Genomic DNA, 18444 nt, shown 5'->3' on the forward strand with positions numbered 1-18444 from the left:
ATTCTGAATACTATTACTCTAATATTTACAAAAATCCATATAATTTTGAAGATGAAGAGTTAGTTAGTTGGGCTAGAGATCTGGATTAATTGGTTCGACATGTTTGGATTGAATGATTGGTTAATACCGATTACATTGAAATGAACAGCACTCCATGTGTGGCCATGCAAGTATACTATTTTAAACAGAGGAAGCGGGTCTTGTCTATTCCCTCTCCCTGCTTTGTTATTAAAAAGGCTGCTGACAACAATGCGAAAGGTGGACGTATAGAAGATGAAATTCAATAAAGGTGATTCCGTCATATGGGGATATGAGACTGGAGGAAGTAGTATTGAGATGCGTGGTGCATTTATCGTCCGGATACCTCCTCTAATCGACTATAGACCTTTTCTTCCGCCTGAGACCCCTCTAAGTCATAACAAATCCGATATGCCTCTCGATGAGATGGATCGAGCACTCGTTGAGGTTCTTCAGGAAGATGGAAAAGCTTGTTATTACACGCCTCAATTTAACCAACTTCACAAGCATGACGAAGCTACAACTTCCGATAATAAAGGGAAAGAGTGATATTCAATGGCACGTAATGAAAATCCTATTGAGAAGCAAGAATCACTTGGTTACGTCGTTAAGGTTCAACAGGTCATTGATTTTATCGTATTATCTGAACTGCAGAGTGGACAACTCTACGCTAAGGAACTTGAAGAACGTATCATATTAGCACTAGGTGGATCGGTGGGCGTAAATGATGGCTATCTTAGTCAGCGACTAAAAACACTTGCAGACCAGGGGCATGTAACTCGGAAGTGGGAGGGGGACAATCGTTACAATCGATTTTATCGGATCACGGAATCCGGAATGGATTATTTTAAGAGCTTGATGCGCGAGTTGCCTGACCGTGTAAAACGTGCGCAGCAGGTGTATAACCGGTTCGAATCCTATATTGATAAATACGGTAAGATGAAATTGACCTAAGAAAGGAGCCTGCTCGTGGAACCATTTGATTATGAGAAAGCAATATCGCTTATTAAAGCCCCTTTTCCTAGCGGAACTGTAAAGCTGCGGCGAGATAATAATCGAGCTTATATCCCTAATCAGGTATACACCGATCGCATTGAAACTGCGACAGCCAGTCAATGGAGTCAAGAAATTAGAGACGTTGAAATTAACGTACCTCATGGTTATGTGAAGATTATAGCGCGAGTAACCATAGGAGAGCATTACAGGGACGGCATCGGATTTTCTGAAGTTGAGAAGGATCAACATGGAAATGGAAAAAATATTGCCAATAAGGTTGACCTGGCATATACAGAGGCCGTACGTGAAGCGCTTGATACTTGGCAAATTGGTTGGAAGGATCTAGCACCTTATCACACAAAGGACGAGGACTGGGGTAGTAATCCCGCCCTGCGTCATTTACTTGCGAACGCTCCAGGAGCGGGCATAGAAAATCAAGTAATTCAATCTCGTGACATGGTTACCCACAACTGTATTTTCTCAGGTTGTGGAAAGCAATTGTCTCGGGATGAATGGGATTTCCTTGGTTTAATACCGGCTCTCAATCGAGAGAAAATGGTATATTGTTTCCTACACATACCTAACCATATGAAGAAGAAAGCACCAAGCGATATCATTGAAAAATATGAGGCTAGAATACAACAGGGCCAATAATCTCTCTTCTAATAAAAATTAGAGGGATGTAAGCTTTGTTAGACTATAATTAGGGTTGCAGTTTGCAAAGATTTAAAGTATCACTAGGAAATGGGTGATGAATTGTTCGACAAGGACCGACTTGATATCTTAGAGAAAGAAAATGATCATCTAAAAAACCTTATGATTCAACATCTCTGGGAGATAACGATGTTGAAGAATGAAATCCGAAATGTAAAACAAGATATTGCTGATAGACAAGTTGGCGAGCAAGAAAAGCGTCTTATTCTACTGGCAAAGAGTATTGTTCAAACTCTTGATCCGCTAGGCGAAATCTAAAATAAATAGCATGAGATTCCGAAAAAGAAGGGGATAAGAATGAATGGAATTAATCAATGAACCTAACCGAGAATTTTACCTCCGTTTAAGGATCCCCAACTCAAAAATTGATATCGAGCAAGAGAGAAAAACCACAATTTCTGTATTTCCGTTCTTTCTGAGGAAAACAGATGAAACATCTGTCCAAGCAGTGCTCATTCATGATTATCCAAAATGCAAACATCTAATTAAAGATATACAAATATCGCGCAGTCCAGAATCTATCGATATCAAAATGACCGATGAATTATTACAAGATTTTTTGAATCAAGGGTTTATTTGGATACATGAATCTGAACTAGCTACATGGTATTAACAATTTTTCTAGCAATACTACATATTAAAAATATTAAGAAGATAGGTGAATATTAATCATGAGCATACGAAATAGAGCAGACAAACCGTTTATAAAGTCTATTTCTCTTTCTGAATTACTAAATACGAGACGTGATTATACAAGCTTATCTAAAAGAGAAGCTATTGATTTAATTAGACCTCTTGTTGTGATGAGCAAGTTAAAGAAATCAAGGGATCAATTTGAGGAGTTGATAAAAGCAAGAGTTGAAGAATCTAATGTATGTATTAACGAAATGACAACTAAAGAAACTATTGGGTATCTTACGAGTGAAATTTGGAACAATTGAATTGGGATATGTGTATTATTGGGCCCGTTTCTTTTTATGATAATTTCGATGTATTCCCTTTTCCATTCGTCCCAAGAAGATCATAGCAACTCCCCCAGACAGGAGAAATAAAAACTTGATAATAATAATTTGATTCAGCCAGTGGAATTTACATTATCCAATATATTCACATTCCAAAACGTCATCGACCTGCTCCCCAAATATTTATCTAGTATCATTGCACTATTGTTGTATATTAGTATACTAATATATATACGATAATTAATAAGGGGGTTAACTTGTGGAAGACTTTATTCATAGATCCTTAGGACAGGACGGGCATTTATCCAAACTTGTTAAAGGTTACAGTCCACGAGCTCCGCAAATACTAATATCTACTAAGGTTGGAAATGCACTTGTAGAGGGAAGGCATTTACTCGCTGAAGCAGGGACAGGGACTGGGAAATCTTTAGGCTACTTAATACCAGCGGCACAATGGGCCGTCTCAAATAATAAAACTGTTGTGATCTGCACACATACTATCCCCTTAATGACACAGATTGTAAACGAAGAACTGCCACGTGTAGAACAAATTATGAAAATGGAGAAAAGAAATCTTCGCTACCAACTGGTTAAAGGAAAATCACACTATATTTGCAACATAAAGCTTGAAGCACTTTGGCAAGAAACACTTCGAAGCGGTAATGAGGAATCAAAGACTGTACAGAAAATCTTTAAAAAAGTTAATCAGGAAAAAATCAGTGACCGTACAGGATTTGGATTTGATATTGAGGATAATTTATGGAACAAAATCTCCGCATCTTCCTGCCCAGCCATAACTAAACCTGATAATTGTCTTCTAGAAGAATTAAAAGAGAAGATGCAAAAAGCCCATATCATTGTCACCAATCATGCTTATTTCTTTTCTGACCTTATCATGCGAAAGAAAACCGGGAACGGTTCATTGCCAGCATATGATGCAGTCATATTCGATGAAGCACATGAAATTGAAGATGTATGTTGTCATATATTTGAAAAAAAAGTTGATTTAAATCGTTTTGAAACACTATTCGAATATCTTTTTAAAAAAGAATCTTTCAATGAGCTGGATCACAGCACTCAACTTGAGCTAACGCAATTACGCCAGAATATTGAAAATAAACTTGATACCCTATATACGAAAATAGGCAAAGGTATGGGAACCAGTGCATTTAAGCTTATGGACGGAAAGATCGATGTTTCGGATGTTTGCTTAGCGCTTAAAGATTTTATTGAACGAGTAAAGAGTTTGAATCTTCGTGGCATTTCGGAGCTCCTAACTCGTCTATTTGAAGGGAACGATGATCTAGATTTTATAGGGGAGAAGGAGAAGAAATCTTGGGGGTATTGGATTACAGTGCGCGGCAGAGGAAATGTTACCCTCCATGCTGCACCGCTTTTCCCGAAAGTTGTACTTACTTATGGATTGTTCGATAAAGTTCCTGTCATTCTGACCAGCGCAACCATTTCTACAAATGGAACCTTTTCCTTTTTTGCTGGCCGTATCGGAGTCAAGGACTATGATAGTGTTACTGTGGGCAGCCCTTTTGATTATGAGAATAAAACTATGATTATCTGCCCAGAGGATGCGCCCAACCCAGACAGCCTGGAATTCATTCCTTATACCATTGAATCACTTAAAGAGATTCTCATGTATTCAGGCGGACGAATGCTTGTGTTATTCACAAGCTTCGAAACGATGAACCAAGTGTCCAATAAGTTCCAACAGCACTGTATCGATTATGGTTACTCCTTACTTACTCAATACTCTGGATGTGACCGAGAAAAAATCATACACCAGCTTAAAACTGATCCCCGTACTATCGTTTTCGGTTGTACTAGCTTTTGGACAGGGGTAGATGTCGCAGGTGATGCACTTACGACACTCGTCATCCCAAAGCTTCCTTTCCCAATGCCTAATGAACCGTTAATTCAAGCACAACTTGAGCTAATAGAGCAAGCTAAAAGGAGTAGTTTTTTTGACTTCATGTTCCCCAAAATGATGATTAAATTAAAACAAGGATTTGGTCGGCTTAACCGCTCTATCCATTGCCAAGGAGTAGTTATTATTCTTGACAATCGTATGCGAACTAAGCGATATGGAAAAATGGTGATTAAAAGCTTGCCGAAGTGTAAGTATTCCGGCACTCTGCAAGACATGGTTCATATATTGCCTGTATAGAAAGGAATGATCGATATGATGGGTAAATCCCACATCATTATTAGCACAGGCATTACACTATCAATTCTTGGTATGGCCGACTACAAGATTACAATTCCAGTTATTGCTGTAACTACTATTAGCGCCTTGTTGCCGGACATTGACGAACCTAATTCTCTGCTTGTCTCACGAGCAATCCCTAAAAAATTCATACATTTTTTTCAATTTACACTCGTTGCACTCGCCGCAGCCTTTTGTTTCCTAGGACAAGCATTTGCTCCTTGGAATATATTATTGGCTGTTCTGGTAAGTCTAGTTTCCTTCATGCCAACTCGCTCCCTCCGCAACGTCATCATGATTCTGATTGGTACGGCACTAATAGCTCTCGGCCATGACTTTATACCTTGGAGTTTTCTTATCGGGTGCTTGCTGATTGTTTGCGCGCTGCTACCGCATCGTGGATTAACACACACGCTTTATGGATTAACTATCTGGATATTAATTTTATACTTCTCGACTAATCAGTACGATTCTACAATTTGGATCTCAGGCGGTTTATCGTACTTGCTTCACCTATTAGCTGACTCTGTTACAAATCGCGGCATTCGACCGTTGCCGCCTTTTGATTGGCGCCTAAAGTTAAATCTGATGAGTACCGGCACTTGGAAGGGGAAAATCGTAGAAAATGGCTTTATCGGTCTTACTACCTTATTGGTATGGTTTGTTTTTTTTCGTGATTTTAACTTTTAACTATATTCGAACTTAAAAAAAGGGGATTACTAAAATGACTGTTGCGCCAATTAGTGAGTGCAATCATTGTCGCTCAAATGAAGGTTTTTACACCAAAGATTATGTCGTTGGTAAAACTCAATACAATCACAACTTCAATGGCAGTGAAGCTGAAAACGGTGAATATTGGGGTAATACCAGCGTCGTTGTCACCAAGTGCAAACATATGGGTTAAATTGGGAATTTTTTTGATAACCTCGTTGTATTCGTTTTGCGCATCGGTAATCGCGAGCTTTGAATACACCTCCAACGACTTTCTACTCTCATGGCCGGAATAAGGTTGAATCAATGCATCATCGATCCCTTGCTTTTTGAGCCACGTAAGCAGAAAATGCCGTAACTTGTGAGGGGAGAGATTTTGCGTAAGCTGTGCTTCATCGGAATACTTCGCTAAAATTTTTCGTATTCCTCGGTCGGTATATTTCTTTTTCCATGACGATTCAAACAAATAGACCGCGTGCTTCTTTTTCATTGTATCTGCGTGCATGGCCAATAGCTCTTTAAACGATTGCGGAAACGGTACGATGCGATCCTTGCTCCCCTTACCATTATTGATCCTAATTTGGCAATAGTGAAAATCAATGTCAGTAATTCGAATATTGACCAGCTCACTCACGCGAATACCAGTATACATAAGCGTTTTGACAATCATCATATCTTGAAAGTTTTTCGACTTCCAGACAACATCATAATACCGTTTTAGTTCTTCCTCTGTAGGCACGTAGGGCAGCTTCTTTGATGCCTTTGGAACTTCGATTTCAAGCTCCGTCCGCAGATGCTGGAACAAGCTTTTCATATAGGCATAGTCGGGCCGCTCGACGCGCAGATATTTTGAGAGTTCGCGGGCCTTTTTCTTTGCCGATGTACGTTTTTCCGTCACGCTAATTCCCCTTCCAATGGTAATCGTTCGCTCATGTTGAGTCGGAATGTGCCGTACGGGTTTACATGCGTATACACGAGCGGCGTAAGCGCCCTTAAATCCTCTGGTGCCATCGTGTCAAACCATCTCTTGTCTGAGAGAATATTTTGCAGCATCAGGGTGTTTATGTAGACCAGACAATTCTGTAGAAGATGCAGTGACAGAACGGCCATTTCTTGATCCTCCATACGGTTAGTCGCAATCTCGCCACCTTTGCCGTAGAAGATGAAACTATTAGCCGAGTTCCAGTTTTCCACGACATTCAGTCCCTCGTTAATCTCGCGGCGAAGCTCTACGGAATTCAAATAATCGCATAGGAAAATAGTTTTGACGGCCTTACCAAGTTCACCCAAGGCTTGATAGGTGGGATGCTTCAGGTTGTTGCGCGTGAACCGTTTGAGGATTGCTTCCGTTTCAGCCGTACCGAGCCGCAATGCTGTTGCATACTTCATCATTTGATCGTATTGCTGGCGGATCAGCTCCCAGTTGATCGGCCTTGTGAGAATCGACTGAAGGTTGGGAAAGGCATCGTTCATGCCGGGTTCTGGCCGGTACAGTTTCTGCGAGTGGATCGCCTTGAGCCGTGGCATGAGCTGATAACCCAGCAAATAGCAGAATGCAAATGCAACTTCACTCTGGCCGTGGGAATCAACGTAATTTTTCTCAACTTCCATATCCGTACAATGTCGCAGTAATCCTTCCATCATGGCCGCGACTTCTGATGATGAACACGATTTAAGCTGCGAGTAGATGCACGTCGAATTTTTCTCCACATGCCAGTAAATCATAACGCCACGGCCGCGGTACCGGATGTGCCATTCCGTCATAAGGTTTTGATCCCATGCTCCGAATTTTTTTGAATCTGACGCACAGGACGTAGTACCATCACCCCAAACCTCCTGCATCCGTACCTTAAAAATATGGTTCACGACATCAGCGATCGCATTACGTAAATTATCCTTGTGAATGAACTTGCGCCGCACATAGAGCAAGTCCTTATAGGATTCGCCATGATCCCCGGCACTCACACGTTTCAAGCCCGTGTTGGTTCCAAGGCCATACAGCGAAAGAATCAGTCTTTTTTGGAGCGTATCCCGGTCGAGTATTTCTCGATTGGCCACCGTCTTAAATTGCTCCGTGAAACCGACTCGAAGATCCGCCTCTTTCATGATATCTAACAAGCTTGTCATCGGCCAGCGCCGAATCATTTCACCTTTCAACCTCGACAGATTCATCGGCTCCGCTTGTGGCTCTAATGGAGATACGACAATCCAGCCGCCGGCTTTTTCCGTAATGCGAACCTTAGGGTTCTTCGGCATCCCCGCGTCGAGCTTTTCCAGCCCCTCACTCATGGCTTGTTTAAGTGTAGAGATAAAGGTTGCCGCATCGAGCGGTTGCTTCAGTGCCTTGTAGTTTTCAACGCGCCGTTCTTCAAAGTCGCAGGCAGGTCTTCATCCGGATTACGGTACCGGTTCGCGCCAACCACCCATATTTCCTTACACCGCAACTTGTCACGGAGGGCTTGAAGAGCGCTAATCTCATAGTTCATCCGATTGACGCGCTCCTGCCCTTTTTCGTCTTTCTCCACCACGATCTCTTTATTCACGGTGCGAATGACACCTTCAATCGGAATTTCTTCGGAAACCGGGAAGTAATGCATCCCGGAGTCAGAATACTTTCTGATTAGCTCAAGGGCACGGATCACTGGTCGATGAACTTCGTTGTTGGAGCGAAAATGGAGGATGCTTAAAATTTCTGGCACCATACGGCGGTAGTGGCTTCCGTAAGAGGCTCGAATGACGGTATGGATTTTCTCCCGATAAGCCGGTCCGGTATGTTTAAACTCTTTAATTAGATCCTTCAATGTTTGCTCACTTACCACGGGGAAAATTACATCACGAATAATGCCTTCCGGATTATCAATGGCTTTCTGCGCCATATTGAACAGAATGCCGTATTTGTTGCTGACCCGTCGAAGGTCATTCAAAATTTCTTTCTCCACCTTCCGTTCAGCGCGAACGCTAATCCGGTGAATAATTTGTACCAGCAAGTCCACGAGGTTATCTGTAATCTCCTGATTTCGGAGCCAGAAAAAAGCACATAAAAGCGCATAGCGGATTGGATGGGGGTGGCGGCGCTGTTCCCGAATGTCCTCGGTAGAGACACGCTGCCGGTATTTTTTCAATACCTTATGCGGGGTGTCCCGGAACAAATCTTCCGGGAGATCCAAGTGTCGCAGGGTACGCAGTTTATGAACTTCTTTCATAAAGCTTTCTAAACCCGGCCGACCAGGATCGGCCTTCAGTTCATGGAACGTAACTTGGCTACTATCCTCCCGAGGCATATCTCCACTAGTATCGTCGAGCATGGCTATGCTCTCAATCAAGGCATCTAATTTTGCGGGTGATGATGGGGGCAGTTTCTGGAAGGTAGTCTGAAAGAACTGTTCTTCATGCGTATGTATGGCGGAACGGATCAAGCGTTCAATACGGTCGGGTGTCGGCGGCTCCACTTTCAGTTCGCGGAATCGTCCATACACCGAATCCTTTACATGTTCCCACTCTTGACTATGATGTAGGACATGTTAGCACAGCCACTCTGCTACATCTTGACTATCCTGAACGGAGGCTTCCCGAAATTCAAAGAACTCACGAATTTGTACGCGGTGGGCTTTAATTGTTCTCCCACTCCAATCGTACTGTGCATAAAGCTCGGATTCGCTGAAAGTCTGCTTAGCGATAAAGACAATGACCGGTTTAGGAACCTCATGCTTATGGGTAGGGAAACGAGCCTCATTCTGAAAAAATTTGAGCAATACGGCAAAGCCTATCTTGTTTTCCCCCATCTTGTTTTCAACAAGTTTCATTTCATTGGGTAAAATCGTAAAATGCTCAATCAGCTCGTCCAATTCCAAATTTCGTTTCACATGATCCCCTCCGAGTGAAGTTCCTAAAATAGTTAGTATCGGAATAAAGTTTCTAATGTTAGTCTATCTTTTCTCTTAAAATGAGGCAATATATATTGGATTGTGTCGAAGTTCCGATGCCAATAATTTTTTCGGAACTTGAATATTTTCACAAGGTCAAAATGATAATCAAATATGTATTTGATTATACGAATGGTTTGGTGTATGATAATAATCAAATTAACATTTGATTGTTGGGGTGGGGATATGAGCGAGAAAGAAAAGGACTCATGTGATTTATATTACGAGCCTAGATTCCGAGAGGTAAAAAGTGCACTTACTACTGGCAGAATGGCCGGATTGAGGTGAAAGATGCGTAAAGAAGACAATAGAGATTTTATACTGCCCTGAGATTTCACTGGCTAACATCATTTTATGATCCGATATTACGCTGGACAATGAGGGAGTCTGCCTTCAAGAACAAATTAATAAGACAGATTCAAGTTGACCCAGGGCAGCGAGTGCTTGATCTAGGATGCGGGACTGGTACATTAACCCTTCTTTTGAAACAAGCTTACCCGAAAGCAGAGGTCACTGGGTTAGATATTGATCCAAACGTTCTCCGAATTGCAGAGAAAAAAGCTGAAAACATCGGAATAGACATCAAGTTTAATCAAGGGATGTCGTTTGAATTACCCTACCCTGATCATTCTTTTGATCGTGTTATCACAAGTCTTATGTTTCATCATTTGACTCTTGAAAATAAACTCCGAACATTGAATGAAGCGTTCCGAATACTTAAACCACAAGGTGAACTTCACATAGCGGATTGGGGAAAGGCGCAAAATGGGCTCATGCGCATTGCGTTTCTTTCCATCCAACTGCTCGATGGTTTTAAGACGACATCAGATAACGTAAATGGCCTCATACCTCAAGTAATAGATAAGTCTGGATTTGTTGAGATAAAAGAGACGGATCGGTTTATGACATTATACGGAACCCTTTCCTTATACAAAGCGAAGAAAATAAATTAGCAATAATTAATATCTGTTTTTGCAAGTGGCTGCTTCGCTGGTACTACCCCGAATATTTCAATGGCTAACCGACCTTTGAAAAATTCTAATGTTTGATCAAATAATTATTTGGATATAAGAACACCAAAAAGGGTGAACAAACAATGACGATCACATTATTTCTTTCCACTATTGGCACGTTCATCGTCACCAACATTGATGACATTTTTGTGCTGATGATCTTTTTCGCACAGATCGAGAAAGCGCGACACGCACAAGTTGTTCTAGGACAATATCTTGGGTTAGGATTGCTGGTTGCACTAAGCTTGTTAGGGGCCTTCGGTTTTACATTTTTGCCACCCGAATGGGCTGGTTTTCTTGGGCTGATACCCATTTATCTTGGTATCCGAATGTTCCTCAAAAAGGAGGAAGAAGATGAGGCAGAAGAAGCGCTTGAAAAATTGGGCAAACTAAAGTCGCAACCATCAAACAATCGTTTGTTTGGACCACTATCTGGTAAGGTCGCTGCGATTACCTTTGCCAACGGTGGGGATAATCTGGGCATATACATTCCATATTTTACGACCCAAGGGAACGCGTCGCTTTTATACATCACGATTGTGTTCCTTGTGATGGTCGCCGTATGGTGTTTCCTTGCTTACCGGTTGGCAAGCTTCCCGGCCATTCTAAGGATTTTGCAAAAGTACGGAAGTGTCATAGTTCCACTGGTGTTTATCGCATTAGGTATTTCGATCATGCTAAATGGCGATTCATTTGCATATCTCATGAAGCTGTTTGGATAATGTTCACGAAAATTGTATTCACGTATAGGAGGGAAACACTATGGTAGTAGGTGATGCAAGCCAGCACACTCAGTTGTTAGTGATCGGCGGTGGTTCTGGGGGTTATGTTGCAGCAATACGAGCCGCACAGCTCGGGAAGAAAGTGTTGCTGGTAGAAAAATCGGAACTCGGTGGTGTATGTCTCAATTGCGGATGTGTGCCGTCTAAAGCGCTGATTTCAGCGGCGCATCGCTATGAACAAATGCTGGAAAGCGGCATTTCGGGGTTAAAAGCGAAAAACGTTGAGGTTGACTTTTCTCAGATTCAGCATTGGAAACAGTCGAATGTGGTGAATCGCCTCAAAACGGGTATTCAATCCTTGCTCAAAAAGCATGAAATCTCGGTGTTCAAAGGAGAGGCGCTTTTCATTAATGATCGGGAAGCCCGTCTCTATAATGAACAAGAATCGCTCCGATACCAATTTGACGACTGTATCGTTGCTGTAGGGTCACGCCCAATTGAATTAAAAGCATTTCCGTATGGGAACCGGATTTTGTCCTCCACCGAAGCACTCAGCCTTACCGAAATCCCTAAGCGGATGGTCGTTATCGGCGGCGGCTATGTCGGCATCGAGCTAGGCCAAATGTACGCGAAGTTCGGCACGAAGGTAACCGTTTTGGAAGGTTCACCGTCGATTTTGCCTGGATTCGAAAGTGAAATTACCCGTGTTGTGCGAAAAAATCTAGATTCATTTGGCGTTTCGGTGTACACGAACGCCATGGCTCAATCTGCACAACAATCGGCTGATGAAGTCGCAGTTACGTTTACGGTGGATCAGGCAGAACAACAAGTGACGGCCGATTATGTGCTTGTGACAGTAGGACGACGACCAAACACCGATGGCGAACTTGGTCTTGACCGAATTGGGGTGAAAATTGGAGACCGGGGACTGGTTGAAGTCGATCAACAAGGGCGAACGTCCATTCCTCATATTTATGCGATTGGTGATATTATTCCTGGCCCTGCACTTGCGCATAAAGCATCATATGAAGGAAAAGTGGTTGCTGAAGCAATAGCTGGACAGCCAAGTGCTTTCGACTATAAAGTGATACCTTCCGTCGTGTTTTCCGATCCGGAAATTGCTTCCGTAGGACTTAGTGAACCTGAAGCCAAGGAGAAGGGGTATGACTTCATGGTTGGCAAGTTTCCATTTGCGGCAAATGCGCGTGCTCTTTCTTTGAGTGCGTCCGAGGGATTCGTCAAGCTGGTAGGTGATAAGAAAACAGGAATGATCCTTGGGGGACAAATCGTCGGCACAAACGCGTCTGACTTAATTCCTGAAATTGCTCTGGCGATTGAAATGGGATCGACTATGGAAGATTTAGCGCTCACGATTCATGTGCATCCAACACTCGGGGAGTTGTCGGCTGAAGCTGCAGAAGTTGCTCTTGGCCATCCCATTCATATTTAGTTTTGTTTTCCTTTGACAAAATCAATGGTAAAAGAATAATATAATAATCAAATGAATATTAGATTGAAGGTGAATGGATGAAGAACCAAGATGCATGCGAGATCTTTTGTTATGACGAGGATAAGGTCAATCGGGTCAGGGAAAAAATAAGCAAATATGATTTTCAGGATATGACACAAATCTTTAAAGTGCTTGCCGACCATACGCGGCTAAAGGTTGCTTATGCATTATGCGATGAGGACGAGTTATGCGTCTGCGATGTGGCCAATATTATTGGATCCACCATGGCGACGGCTTCCCATCATTTACGGCTGCTGCGGAACATGGGGATTGCCAAGTATCGGAAGGAAGGGAAGCTCGTTTTCTATACATTGGAGGATGAGCAGCTCAAACAAATGATAAGGCTCGCTATTGAGCATCAAAAGGAGGTTGTTGGCGTTGAGTAAAGTGGTTGAGCCGTCTGAGAACAAAAACGTATACCGCGTTGAAGGATTCACATGCGCAAATTGTGCCGGAAAATTTGAGAATAATGTCAAGAAGCTGCCGGGCGTTCAAGATGCGAAAGTGAACTTTGGCGCTTCAAAAATTGCCGTTTTTGGTGATACCACAGTTGAGGAACTGGAGAAAGCCGGTGCATTTGAGAATCTTAAGGTACACCCCGAAAAACCGGTGCGGGTGGCAAAACCGGAATTGAATGAGGAAAAAAACGTATTCAACGTTCAAGGATTCACATGCGCAAATTGTGCCGGAAAATTTGAGAATAATGTCAAGAAGCTGCCGGGCGTTCAAGATGCCAAAGTGAATTTTGGTGCTTCAAAAATTGCTGTTTATGGCGATGCTACCATTGAAGAACTGGAGAAAGCCGGTGCGTTTGAAAATCTAAAAGTGACTCCGGAAAAAGCGGTACGGGAATCGAAACATGAGGGCATCAAAGAAGCAAAAGAACCGCTTTATAAAAAACACAGCACGTTGTTGAATGCAGTCTTATTGGTGGTATTCGGATACATTTCCCAGTATGTAAATGGGGAAGAAAACCTGATCACTTCCTTGTTATTTGCAGCCTCCATTGTGATCGGGGGATTCTCGCTTTTTAAAGTTGGTTTTCAAAACTTGATGCGATTTGAATTTGACATGAAGACGCTCATGACGGTTGCCATAATCGGAGCCGCGATCATTGGGGAATGGGCCGAAGGTGCAATTGTAGTTATCCTCTTTGCGATCAGCGAAGCGTTAGAACGATTCTCCATGGATAGAGCAAGACAATCCATACGTTCATTAATGGACATTGCACCCAAAGAAGCACTCGTTAGACGGGGTGGGCAAGAAATGTTGGTCCATGTGGATGATATTTCCATTGGGGATGTCATGATCGTGAAACCCGGTCAAAAGATTGCCATGGATGGTGTGGTGGTCAGCGGTAATTCTGCCGTCAATCAGGCCGCGATCACCGGTGAGTCCGTTCCCGTTGGCAAATCGGTGGATGATGAGGTTTTTGCCGGGACGTTAAATGAAGAAGGATTGCTTGAAGTCAAAGTCACCAAGCTTGTCGATGATACGACTATTGCGAAGATTATTCACCTTGTTGAGGAAGCACAGGGAGAACGTGCGCCATCGCAAGCCTTTGTCGATAAATTTGCGAAATACTACACGCCGATCATTATGGTTATTGCCGGTTTAGTCACTATTATTCCTCCACTTTTCTTTGATGGAAGCTGGGCCACCTGGGTTTATCAAGGCTTATCTGTACTTGTTGTGGGTTGTCCTTGCGCGCTCGTGATTTCCACGCCGATTTCCATCGTATCTGCAATAGGAAATGCGGCGAAAAATGGTGTTCTCGTCAAAGGCGGCATTTACCTCGAAGAAATGGGTGCCTTAAAAGCCATAGCATTTGATAAAACCGGTACGCTCACAAAAGGAGTCCCGGTCGTAACGGATTTCAATGTTTTTAACAAGAAGACAAATGAAAACGAGTTGTTATCGATCATCACAGCGTTAGAGTATCGTTCCCAACATCCGCTTGCTTCGGCCATCATGAGAAAAGCAGAAGAAGCGAGTATTTCTTATGCTGATGTCATGGTCGATGACTTTTCTTCCATCACCGGTAAAGGAATTAAGGGTACAGTAAACGGCACAAGCTATTATATTGGTAATCCGAAACTCTTTAAAGAATTAGCTACTGCTCAATTCAGTAACGAACAAGAGCAACTGGTTGCTACACTGCAAAACCAAGGCAAAACGGCCATGATTGTAGGTACGGACAAAGAAATTCTCGCGGTGATTGCGGTAGCCGATGAAGTGCGTGAATCCAGTAAGGAAATTATTCAAAAGCTGCATCAGCTTGGGATCAAAAAAACGATTATGCTCACCGGTGATAACAAGGGCACTGCAAATGCGATCGCCGGACATGTTGGCGTATCGGATGTACAGGCCGAACTGATGCCGCAGGATAAATTAGACTTTATTAAACAGCTCAAAGCCGATTACGGCAATGTAGCCATGGTTGGCGACGGTGTCAATGATGCGCCAGCACTCGCAGCTTCTACGGTTGGGATTGCCATGGGCGGAGCCGGTACAGATACAGCACTCGAAACGGCAGACGTTGCCTTAATGGGAGATGATTTAAGAAAGCTTCCTTTTGCGATAAAACTAAGCCGCAAAGCTTTAAATATCATCAAGCAAAACATTACCTTTGCACTCGCCATTAAACTGATTGCTTTACTGCTCGTCATCCCGGGTTGGTTAACACTTTGGATTGCTATCCTATCCGACATGGGGGCAACGCTCCTGGTTGCGTTAAACGGTTTGCGACTGATGAGAGTCAAAGAATAAGGGAAGAGGAGTTAGGGGTGATACCCCTGACTCTTTACTTTGAAAGGAAGTGTGTTGTGCTTCGTTACTATGTTGTGGCCATTATCGCTTTTGCCGTTGATCAATTGATCAAATGGAGTGTTGCGACTTATATGGATATCGGTCAAAAGATACCGCTTATTCCGGGTATTATGCAACTGACATCCATTCGAAATCGGGGTGCCGCGTTCGGCATCTTGCAGAACCAGCGGATGTTTTTTATTTTGGTGACTGCCATCGTGCTTATTGGTATTATCATCTACTTGCGCAAAATCTATCGCGGGCAAAAATTCCTCGCTTATGCATTAGTGCTGATTTTTGGAGGGGCGTTGGGTAATTTTGTAGATCGCGCTCTACATGGCGAAGTCGTGGACATGCTTGAGTTAACGTTTATCAATTATCCGGTATTTAACATAGCGGATGTGTTCATCACGACAGGGGTAATTATGGTCATGATTGACACGCTCCGGGTATCCAGAGCGGATAAGTCATCGAGTCAGAGCTTGCCGGAGTAGATCGGGGTGGTTGTGCTGAATTGGGGCAGTTTGTTTTATGCATTTCTGGCGGCGGCCACCCAATGTAAACAACTTCAGTTCCACCTGGGAGACACCGTGGTACAATTAATTTACATTTACTACCATGTACTTTGCAGATGGTGTCAGCTTCGCTGGTACTACCCCTATTAAAGGTTAAGGGAAATCTGTAAATGACCCAGGCATAAAAGAAGTGGAATTAAAGGATCGGTTTTATACGGTTTTACACGGTTATGTCTGAAAACCCGATTAAGGAGTGCATTATATATGGATTGTTGCGCACCATCCAGCAAAGTAGAAACCGCCAAAACCAATTGTCCCTCCTGCGGGGAGAAGGGTAAAAGCGTACCTCTCATTACATTAAAGTCTTTGCTTACAGCTTCTTCTTTGGAAACCATCGAACCAGAAAACACATATTCGTTCTGTCCAACCTCTTCATGTAATACCGTTTATTTTAGTGATACTCATACGCAAACATTTGAAGAGGACGCCTTGAAAGTACCCGTATTCCAAAAGAACTCCAGCTTGCAAGTACCAGTTTGCTATTGCTTTGATTGGACGAGAGATCGTCTTATTCAATCAGTTAACGATAATCAGCGGCCTATTGAACATATAAAAAATCATGTCCAGTCAAACCGTTGTGGCTGCGAAGTAAACAACCCTCAAGGGGCCTGCTGCTTGGGCAATGTTACCGCGTATTTAAGAAGTTTGAACTAACGAAAAGCGAAAGAACGGGAGGTATGTATGATGATGATGGATGGTTCCATGATGACCATGATGTGTATCATCATGGGAATTGGTTTACTTCTTCTGATCATTGCTGTTGGTGTAACAATTTATGTAGTAACTCGATTACTAATGAGGAAATACAGAGTGGAAGATGGCCCCCTCTTGATATTAAAAGAACGTTATGCCAAAGGCCAAATCAATGATGAAGAATTTAATCATAAACGAAAATTGTTGGATGATTAAGAGTAGCTACCTTATTTCGCCACGTGTATAGGTGGTGTCAACTTCTCTGGTAGTAGCCATCAATGGGAAGCCTTTATAAATAACGTTCAGTATGAAAAGCTCTTGTTGGCACAGAGCTTTTTTTTAACATATTTAACCATCAGTTTGCACTTCGTGACAGCGACGCTGGTACTACCCCATATTACGAAGGAATAAAACACAAGCAAGGCAAACATGCATACTGCCGCAATTGCGATAAAAGATTATTTCTTATGTCCGATCTTAAATAGCTACCTCATACAACATATTGAATTGGCGGTGTACATGAATGAAAGACTTATTTTTGAATGTCTATGGTACAAACTATACTGCTTCAGGAAAACCCAATCGATTAGGGGATTGGGTTCTTAAAGTAGAAACTCCACGAAAAGTTTTGGATCGCATTAATTCAGGAGAATTGGTTCCCAAAAACTTTTTAAATGATAAAGAAAGTTCTCAATATAGCTTTTATGTCACTTCAGATGATCTCCCGTTATGTGACTTTTTAAGAGATATGTTTGAAGAAAAAGGAATTAGCCTTTCTCTTTGTCAGGTGATGGATATCTGGAGTGAACACTCTGAGGATTTATCTGCAACTTGGTTGGGTTTGGATGGAACTCCATTTGAAGAATTGAATGCTATCAGGGAGGAACTGATTTCTGGTGCTAGGTCATCAATGTATAGGGATAATCCGTGGTAGATCTCCTAGAGCTGAAGAATTGATGAATAAATATGAGTATTTTATTACATAGAATAGGAGCACTTTTATGGATATAAATAATAACTTAATTGATGATCCCCTTATCAGTGACTTCTTTTGGATGATTGGTGATCGATTTTCTTTAACCAGACGAGAATTAGAGGTTGTACAATTTCTATCAATTCATGGCTCAAGTAACCGTGAACTTGGTCAACTTCTCGGTATATCAGAAAAAACTGCAAAAAATCACATTTCAAATATTCAAATTAAACTTAATGCCCGCTCCAAGAATGAAATACAAGCAGTTGTCTTTCGCGATACCTTACTACCCATGTTCATGAACGGTAGAAATGAAAATGAAAGGAGTATTTCACATGGGACTGCTCTTTCAAATCAACAAAAAATTAGTGGAGTCAGCTAATTCTGACCCAATCACTAAATTACAATTGCGTCAAGATATTGTAAGTGATCTAACCCATCTCTATGATAAACCCTATTCAGAATCGCGTTCTGGTGACGTACAAAAGAAGTGTTGGCAAGACATAGATAAAAACAAGATAAATCATTTCGAAGGGGCTGTCTCAAAAGTAGTAAGTACGCTAGACAGAGGGCTCACTTTGAACAAAAATGTTAGAAAACATGGAAAA

20 protein-coding genes and 1 pseudogene are annotated in these 18444 nt (G+C 42.3%); 19 read left to right on the forward strand and 2 right to left on the reverse strand.

From position 1 onward, the window contains the following. Positions 1-273 precede the first annotated feature (273 nt). The 8 genes from BK120_RS33690 to BK120_RS33725 all read left to right on the forward strand — a co-directional run bounded on the left by BK120_RS33690 (position 274) and on the right by BK120_RS33725 (position 5598). The gene (locus BK120_RS33690) at positions 274-567 is read left to right on the forward strand and encodes a hypothetical protein (protein WP_076271836.1); all 294 of its coding nucleotides are present in this window, start codon (positions 274-276) and stop codon (positions 565-567) included. 6 nt (positions 568-573) lie between these two features. Then, the gene (locus BK120_RS33695) at positions 574-972 is read left to right on the forward strand and encodes a PadR family transcriptional regulator (RefSeq protein ID WP_076271837.1); all 399 of its coding nucleotides are present in this window, start codon (positions 574-576) and stop codon (positions 970-972) included. 15 nt (positions 973-987) lie between these two features. Continuing rightward, positions 988-1668 carry a hypothetical protein gene (locus BK120_RS33700; protein WP_076271838.1) on the forward strand — a complete coding sequence of 227 codons (681 nt, stop codon included), beginning with the start codon at positions 988-990 and terminating at the stop codon, positions 1666-1668. 189 nt (positions 1669-1857) lie between these two features. Further along, entirely contained in the window at positions 1858-1986 is a 129-nt protein-coding gene (locus tag BK120_RS36240; RefSeq protein ID WP_256711110.1) for a hypothetical protein, read from the forward strand. A 43-nt stretch (positions 1987-2029) separates the two neighbouring features. After that, entirely contained in the window at positions 2030-2341 is a 312-nt protein-coding gene (locus tag BK120_RS33710) for a hypothetical protein (protein ID WP_076271840.1), read from the forward strand. A 58-nt stretch (positions 2342-2399) separates the two neighbouring features. Continuing rightward, positions 2400-2669: a hypothetical protein gene (locus BK120_RS33715; RefSeq protein ID WP_076271841.1), complete on the forward strand. Its 270-nt coding sequence runs from the start codon at positions 2400-2402 to the stop codon at positions 2667-2669. A gap of 280 nt (positions 2670-2949) precedes the next feature. Next, positions 2950-4869 (forward strand): ATP-dependent DNA helicase, encoded by a 1920-nt coding sequence (locus BK120_RS33720; protein ID WP_076271842.1) that lies wholly within the window; start codon positions 2950-2952, stop codon positions 4867-4869. Positions 4870-4884: 15 nt separating this feature from the next. Continuing rightward, a complete protein-coding gene (locus BK120_RS33725) occupies positions 4885-5598 on the forward strand; it encodes a metal-dependent hydrolase (RefSeq protein WP_076271843.1) in 714 nt (237 codons plus the stop codon). A gap of 73 nt (positions 5599-5671) precedes the next feature. Here the strand turns inward: BK120_RS33725 and BK120_RS33735 are convergent, their stop codons facing one another. Both BK120_RS33735 and BK120_RS33740 read right to left on the reverse strand, forming a co-directional pair. Continuing rightward, the gene (locus BK120_RS33735; RefSeq protein ID WP_256711111.1) at positions 5672-6517 is read right to left on the reverse strand and encodes a tyrosine-type recombinase/integrase; all 846 of its coding nucleotides are present in this window, start codon (positions 6515-6517) and stop codon (positions 5672-5674) included. After that, a pseudogene (locus tag BK120_RS33740) lies at positions 6514-9482 on the reverse strand (Tn3 family transposase). The gene BK120_RS33735 and the pseudogene BK120_RS33740 overlap by 4 nt, the downstream one beginning before the upstream one ends. A 437-nt stretch (positions 9483-9919) precedes the next feature. On the opposite strand from BK120_RS33740, the gene BK120_RS33745 reads away from it, so the two are divergent. The 11 genes from BK120_RS33745 to BK120_RS35785 all read left to right on the forward strand — a co-directional run. Further along, the gene (locus BK120_RS33745) at positions 9920-10495 is read left to right on the forward strand and encodes a class I SAM-dependent methyltransferase (RefSeq protein ID WP_083682751.1); all 576 of its coding nucleotides are present in this window, start codon (positions 9920-9922) and stop codon (positions 10493-10495) included. A gap of 143 nt (positions 10496-10638) precedes the next feature. After that, positions 10639-11277 carry a CadD family cadmium resistance transporter gene (locus BK120_RS33750; RefSeq protein WP_076271846.1) on the forward strand — a complete coding sequence of 213 codons (639 nt, stop codon included), beginning with the start codon at positions 10639-10641 and terminating at the stop codon, positions 11275-11277. A 40-nt stretch (positions 11278-11317) separates the two neighbouring features. After that, positions 11318-12727: a dihydrolipoyl dehydrogenase gene (gene lpdA, locus BK120_RS33755; protein WP_076271847.1), complete on the forward strand. Its 1410-nt coding sequence runs from the start codon at positions 11318-11320 to the stop codon at positions 12725-12727. A gap of 77 nt (positions 12728-12804) precedes the next feature. Next, positions 12805-13173 (forward strand): ArsR/SmtB family transcription factor, encoded by a 369-nt coding sequence (locus BK120_RS33760; RefSeq protein ID WP_076271848.1) that lies wholly within the window; start codon positions 12805-12807, stop codon positions 13171-13173. Beyond that, positions 13166-15556, forward strand: coding sequence for a heavy metal translocating P-type ATPase (locus tag BK120_RS33765; protein WP_076271849.1), 2391 nt, complete (start codon positions 13166-13168; stop codon positions 15554-15556). Before BK120_RS33760 ends, BK120_RS33765 begins: the two co-directional genes overlap by 8 nt. Before the next feature lie 56 nt (positions 15557-15612). Beyond that, on the forward strand, positions 15613-16089 hold the full coding sequence (gene lspA, locus BK120_RS33770; RefSeq protein ID WP_076271850.1) for a signal peptidase II: 477 nt from the start codon (positions 15613-15615) through the stop codon (positions 16087-16089). 285 nt (positions 16090-16374) lie between these two features. After that, positions 16375-16824 carry a putative iron-sulfur cluster-binding metallochaperone gene (locus BK120_RS33775; RefSeq protein ID WP_076271851.1) on the forward strand — a complete coding sequence of 150 codons (450 nt, stop codon included), beginning with the start codon at positions 16375-16377 and terminating at the stop codon, positions 16822-16824. Positions 16825-16851: 27 nt separating this feature from the next. After that, the gene (locus tag BK120_RS33780) at positions 16852-17079 is read left to right on the forward strand and encodes an SHOCT domain-containing protein (protein WP_256711112.1); all 228 of its coding nucleotides are present in this window, start codon (positions 16852-16854) and stop codon (positions 17077-17079) included. A gap of 307 nt (positions 17080-17386) precedes the next feature. Next, positions 17387-17797, forward strand: coding sequence for a hypothetical protein (locus BK120_RS33785; RefSeq protein WP_076271852.1), 411 nt, complete (start codon positions 17387-17389; stop codon positions 17795-17797). Positions 17798-17864: 67 nt separating this feature from the next. Then, entirely contained in the window at positions 17865-18218 is a 354-nt protein-coding gene (locus tag BK120_RS33790; RefSeq protein ID WP_076271853.1) for a response regulator transcription factor, read from the forward strand. Beyond that, positions 18172-18444 (forward strand): hypothetical protein (locus BK120_RS35785; protein WP_218639614.1); only part of this gene is annotated, 273 nt, incomplete at its 3' end. The genes BK120_RS33790 and BK120_RS35785, both read left to right, overlap by 47 nt.

The sequence above is a fragment of the Paenibacillus sp. FSL A5-0031 genome, from assembly GCF_001956295.1.
Classification (GTDB): domain Bacteria; phylum Bacillota; class Bacilli; order Paenibacillales; family Paenibacillaceae; genus Pristimantibacillus.

Bases quoted from the DNA above. Each gene is read 5' to 3' on its own strand.
- BK120_RS33745 (WP_083682751.1), top strand. From the start codon at position 9,920: ATGAGGGAGTCTGCCTTCAAGAACAAATTAATAAGACAGATTCAAGTT.
- BK120_RS33725 (WP_076271843.1), top strand. From the start codon at position 4,885: ATGATGGGTAAATCCCACATCATTATTAGCACAGGCATTACACTATCA.
- BK120_RS36240 (WP_256711110.1), top strand. From the start codon at position 1,858: ATGTTGAAGAATGAAATCCGAAATGTAAAACAAGATATTGCTGATAGA.
- lpdA (WP_076271847.1), top strand. From the start codon at position 11,318: ATGGTAGTAGGTGATGCAAGCCAGCACACTCAGTTGTTAGTGATCGGC.
- BK120_RS33710 (WP_076271840.1), top strand. From the start codon at position 2,030: ATGGAATTAATCAATGAACCTAACCGAGAATTTTACCTCCGTTTAAGG.
- BK120_RS33780 (WP_256711112.1), top strand. From the start codon at position 16,852: ATGATGATGATGGATGGTTCCATGATGACCATGATGTGTATCATCATG.
- BK120_RS33760 (WP_076271848.1), top strand. From the start codon at position 12,805: ATGAAGAACCAAGATGCATGCGAGATCTTTTGTTATGACGAGGATAAG.
- BK120_RS33790 (WP_076271853.1), top strand. From the start codon at position 17,865: ATGGATATAAATAATAACTTAATTGATGATCCCCTTATCAGTGACTTC.
- BK120_RS33785 (WP_076271852.1), top strand. From the start codon at position 17,387: ATGAAAGACTTATTTTTGAATGTCTATGGTACAAACTATACTGCTTCA.
- BK120_RS33750 (WP_076271846.1), top strand. From the start codon at position 10,639: ATGACGATCACATTATTTCTTTCCACTATTGGCACGTTCATCGTCACC.
- BK120_RS33695 (WP_076271837.1), top strand. From the start codon at position 574: ATGGCACGTAATGAAAATCCTATTGAGAAGCAAGAATCACTTGGTTAC.
- BK120_RS33775 (WP_076271851.1), top strand. From the start codon at position 16,375: ATGGATTGTTGCGCACCATCCAGCAAAGTAGAAACCGCCAAAACCAAT.
- BK120_RS33690 (WP_076271836.1), top strand. From the start codon at position 274: ATGAAATTCAATAAAGGTGATTCCGTCATATGGGGATATGAGACTGGA.
- BK120_RS33715 (WP_076271841.1), top strand. From the start codon at position 2,400: ATGAGCATACGAAATAGAGCAGACAAACCGTTTATAAAGTCTATTTCT.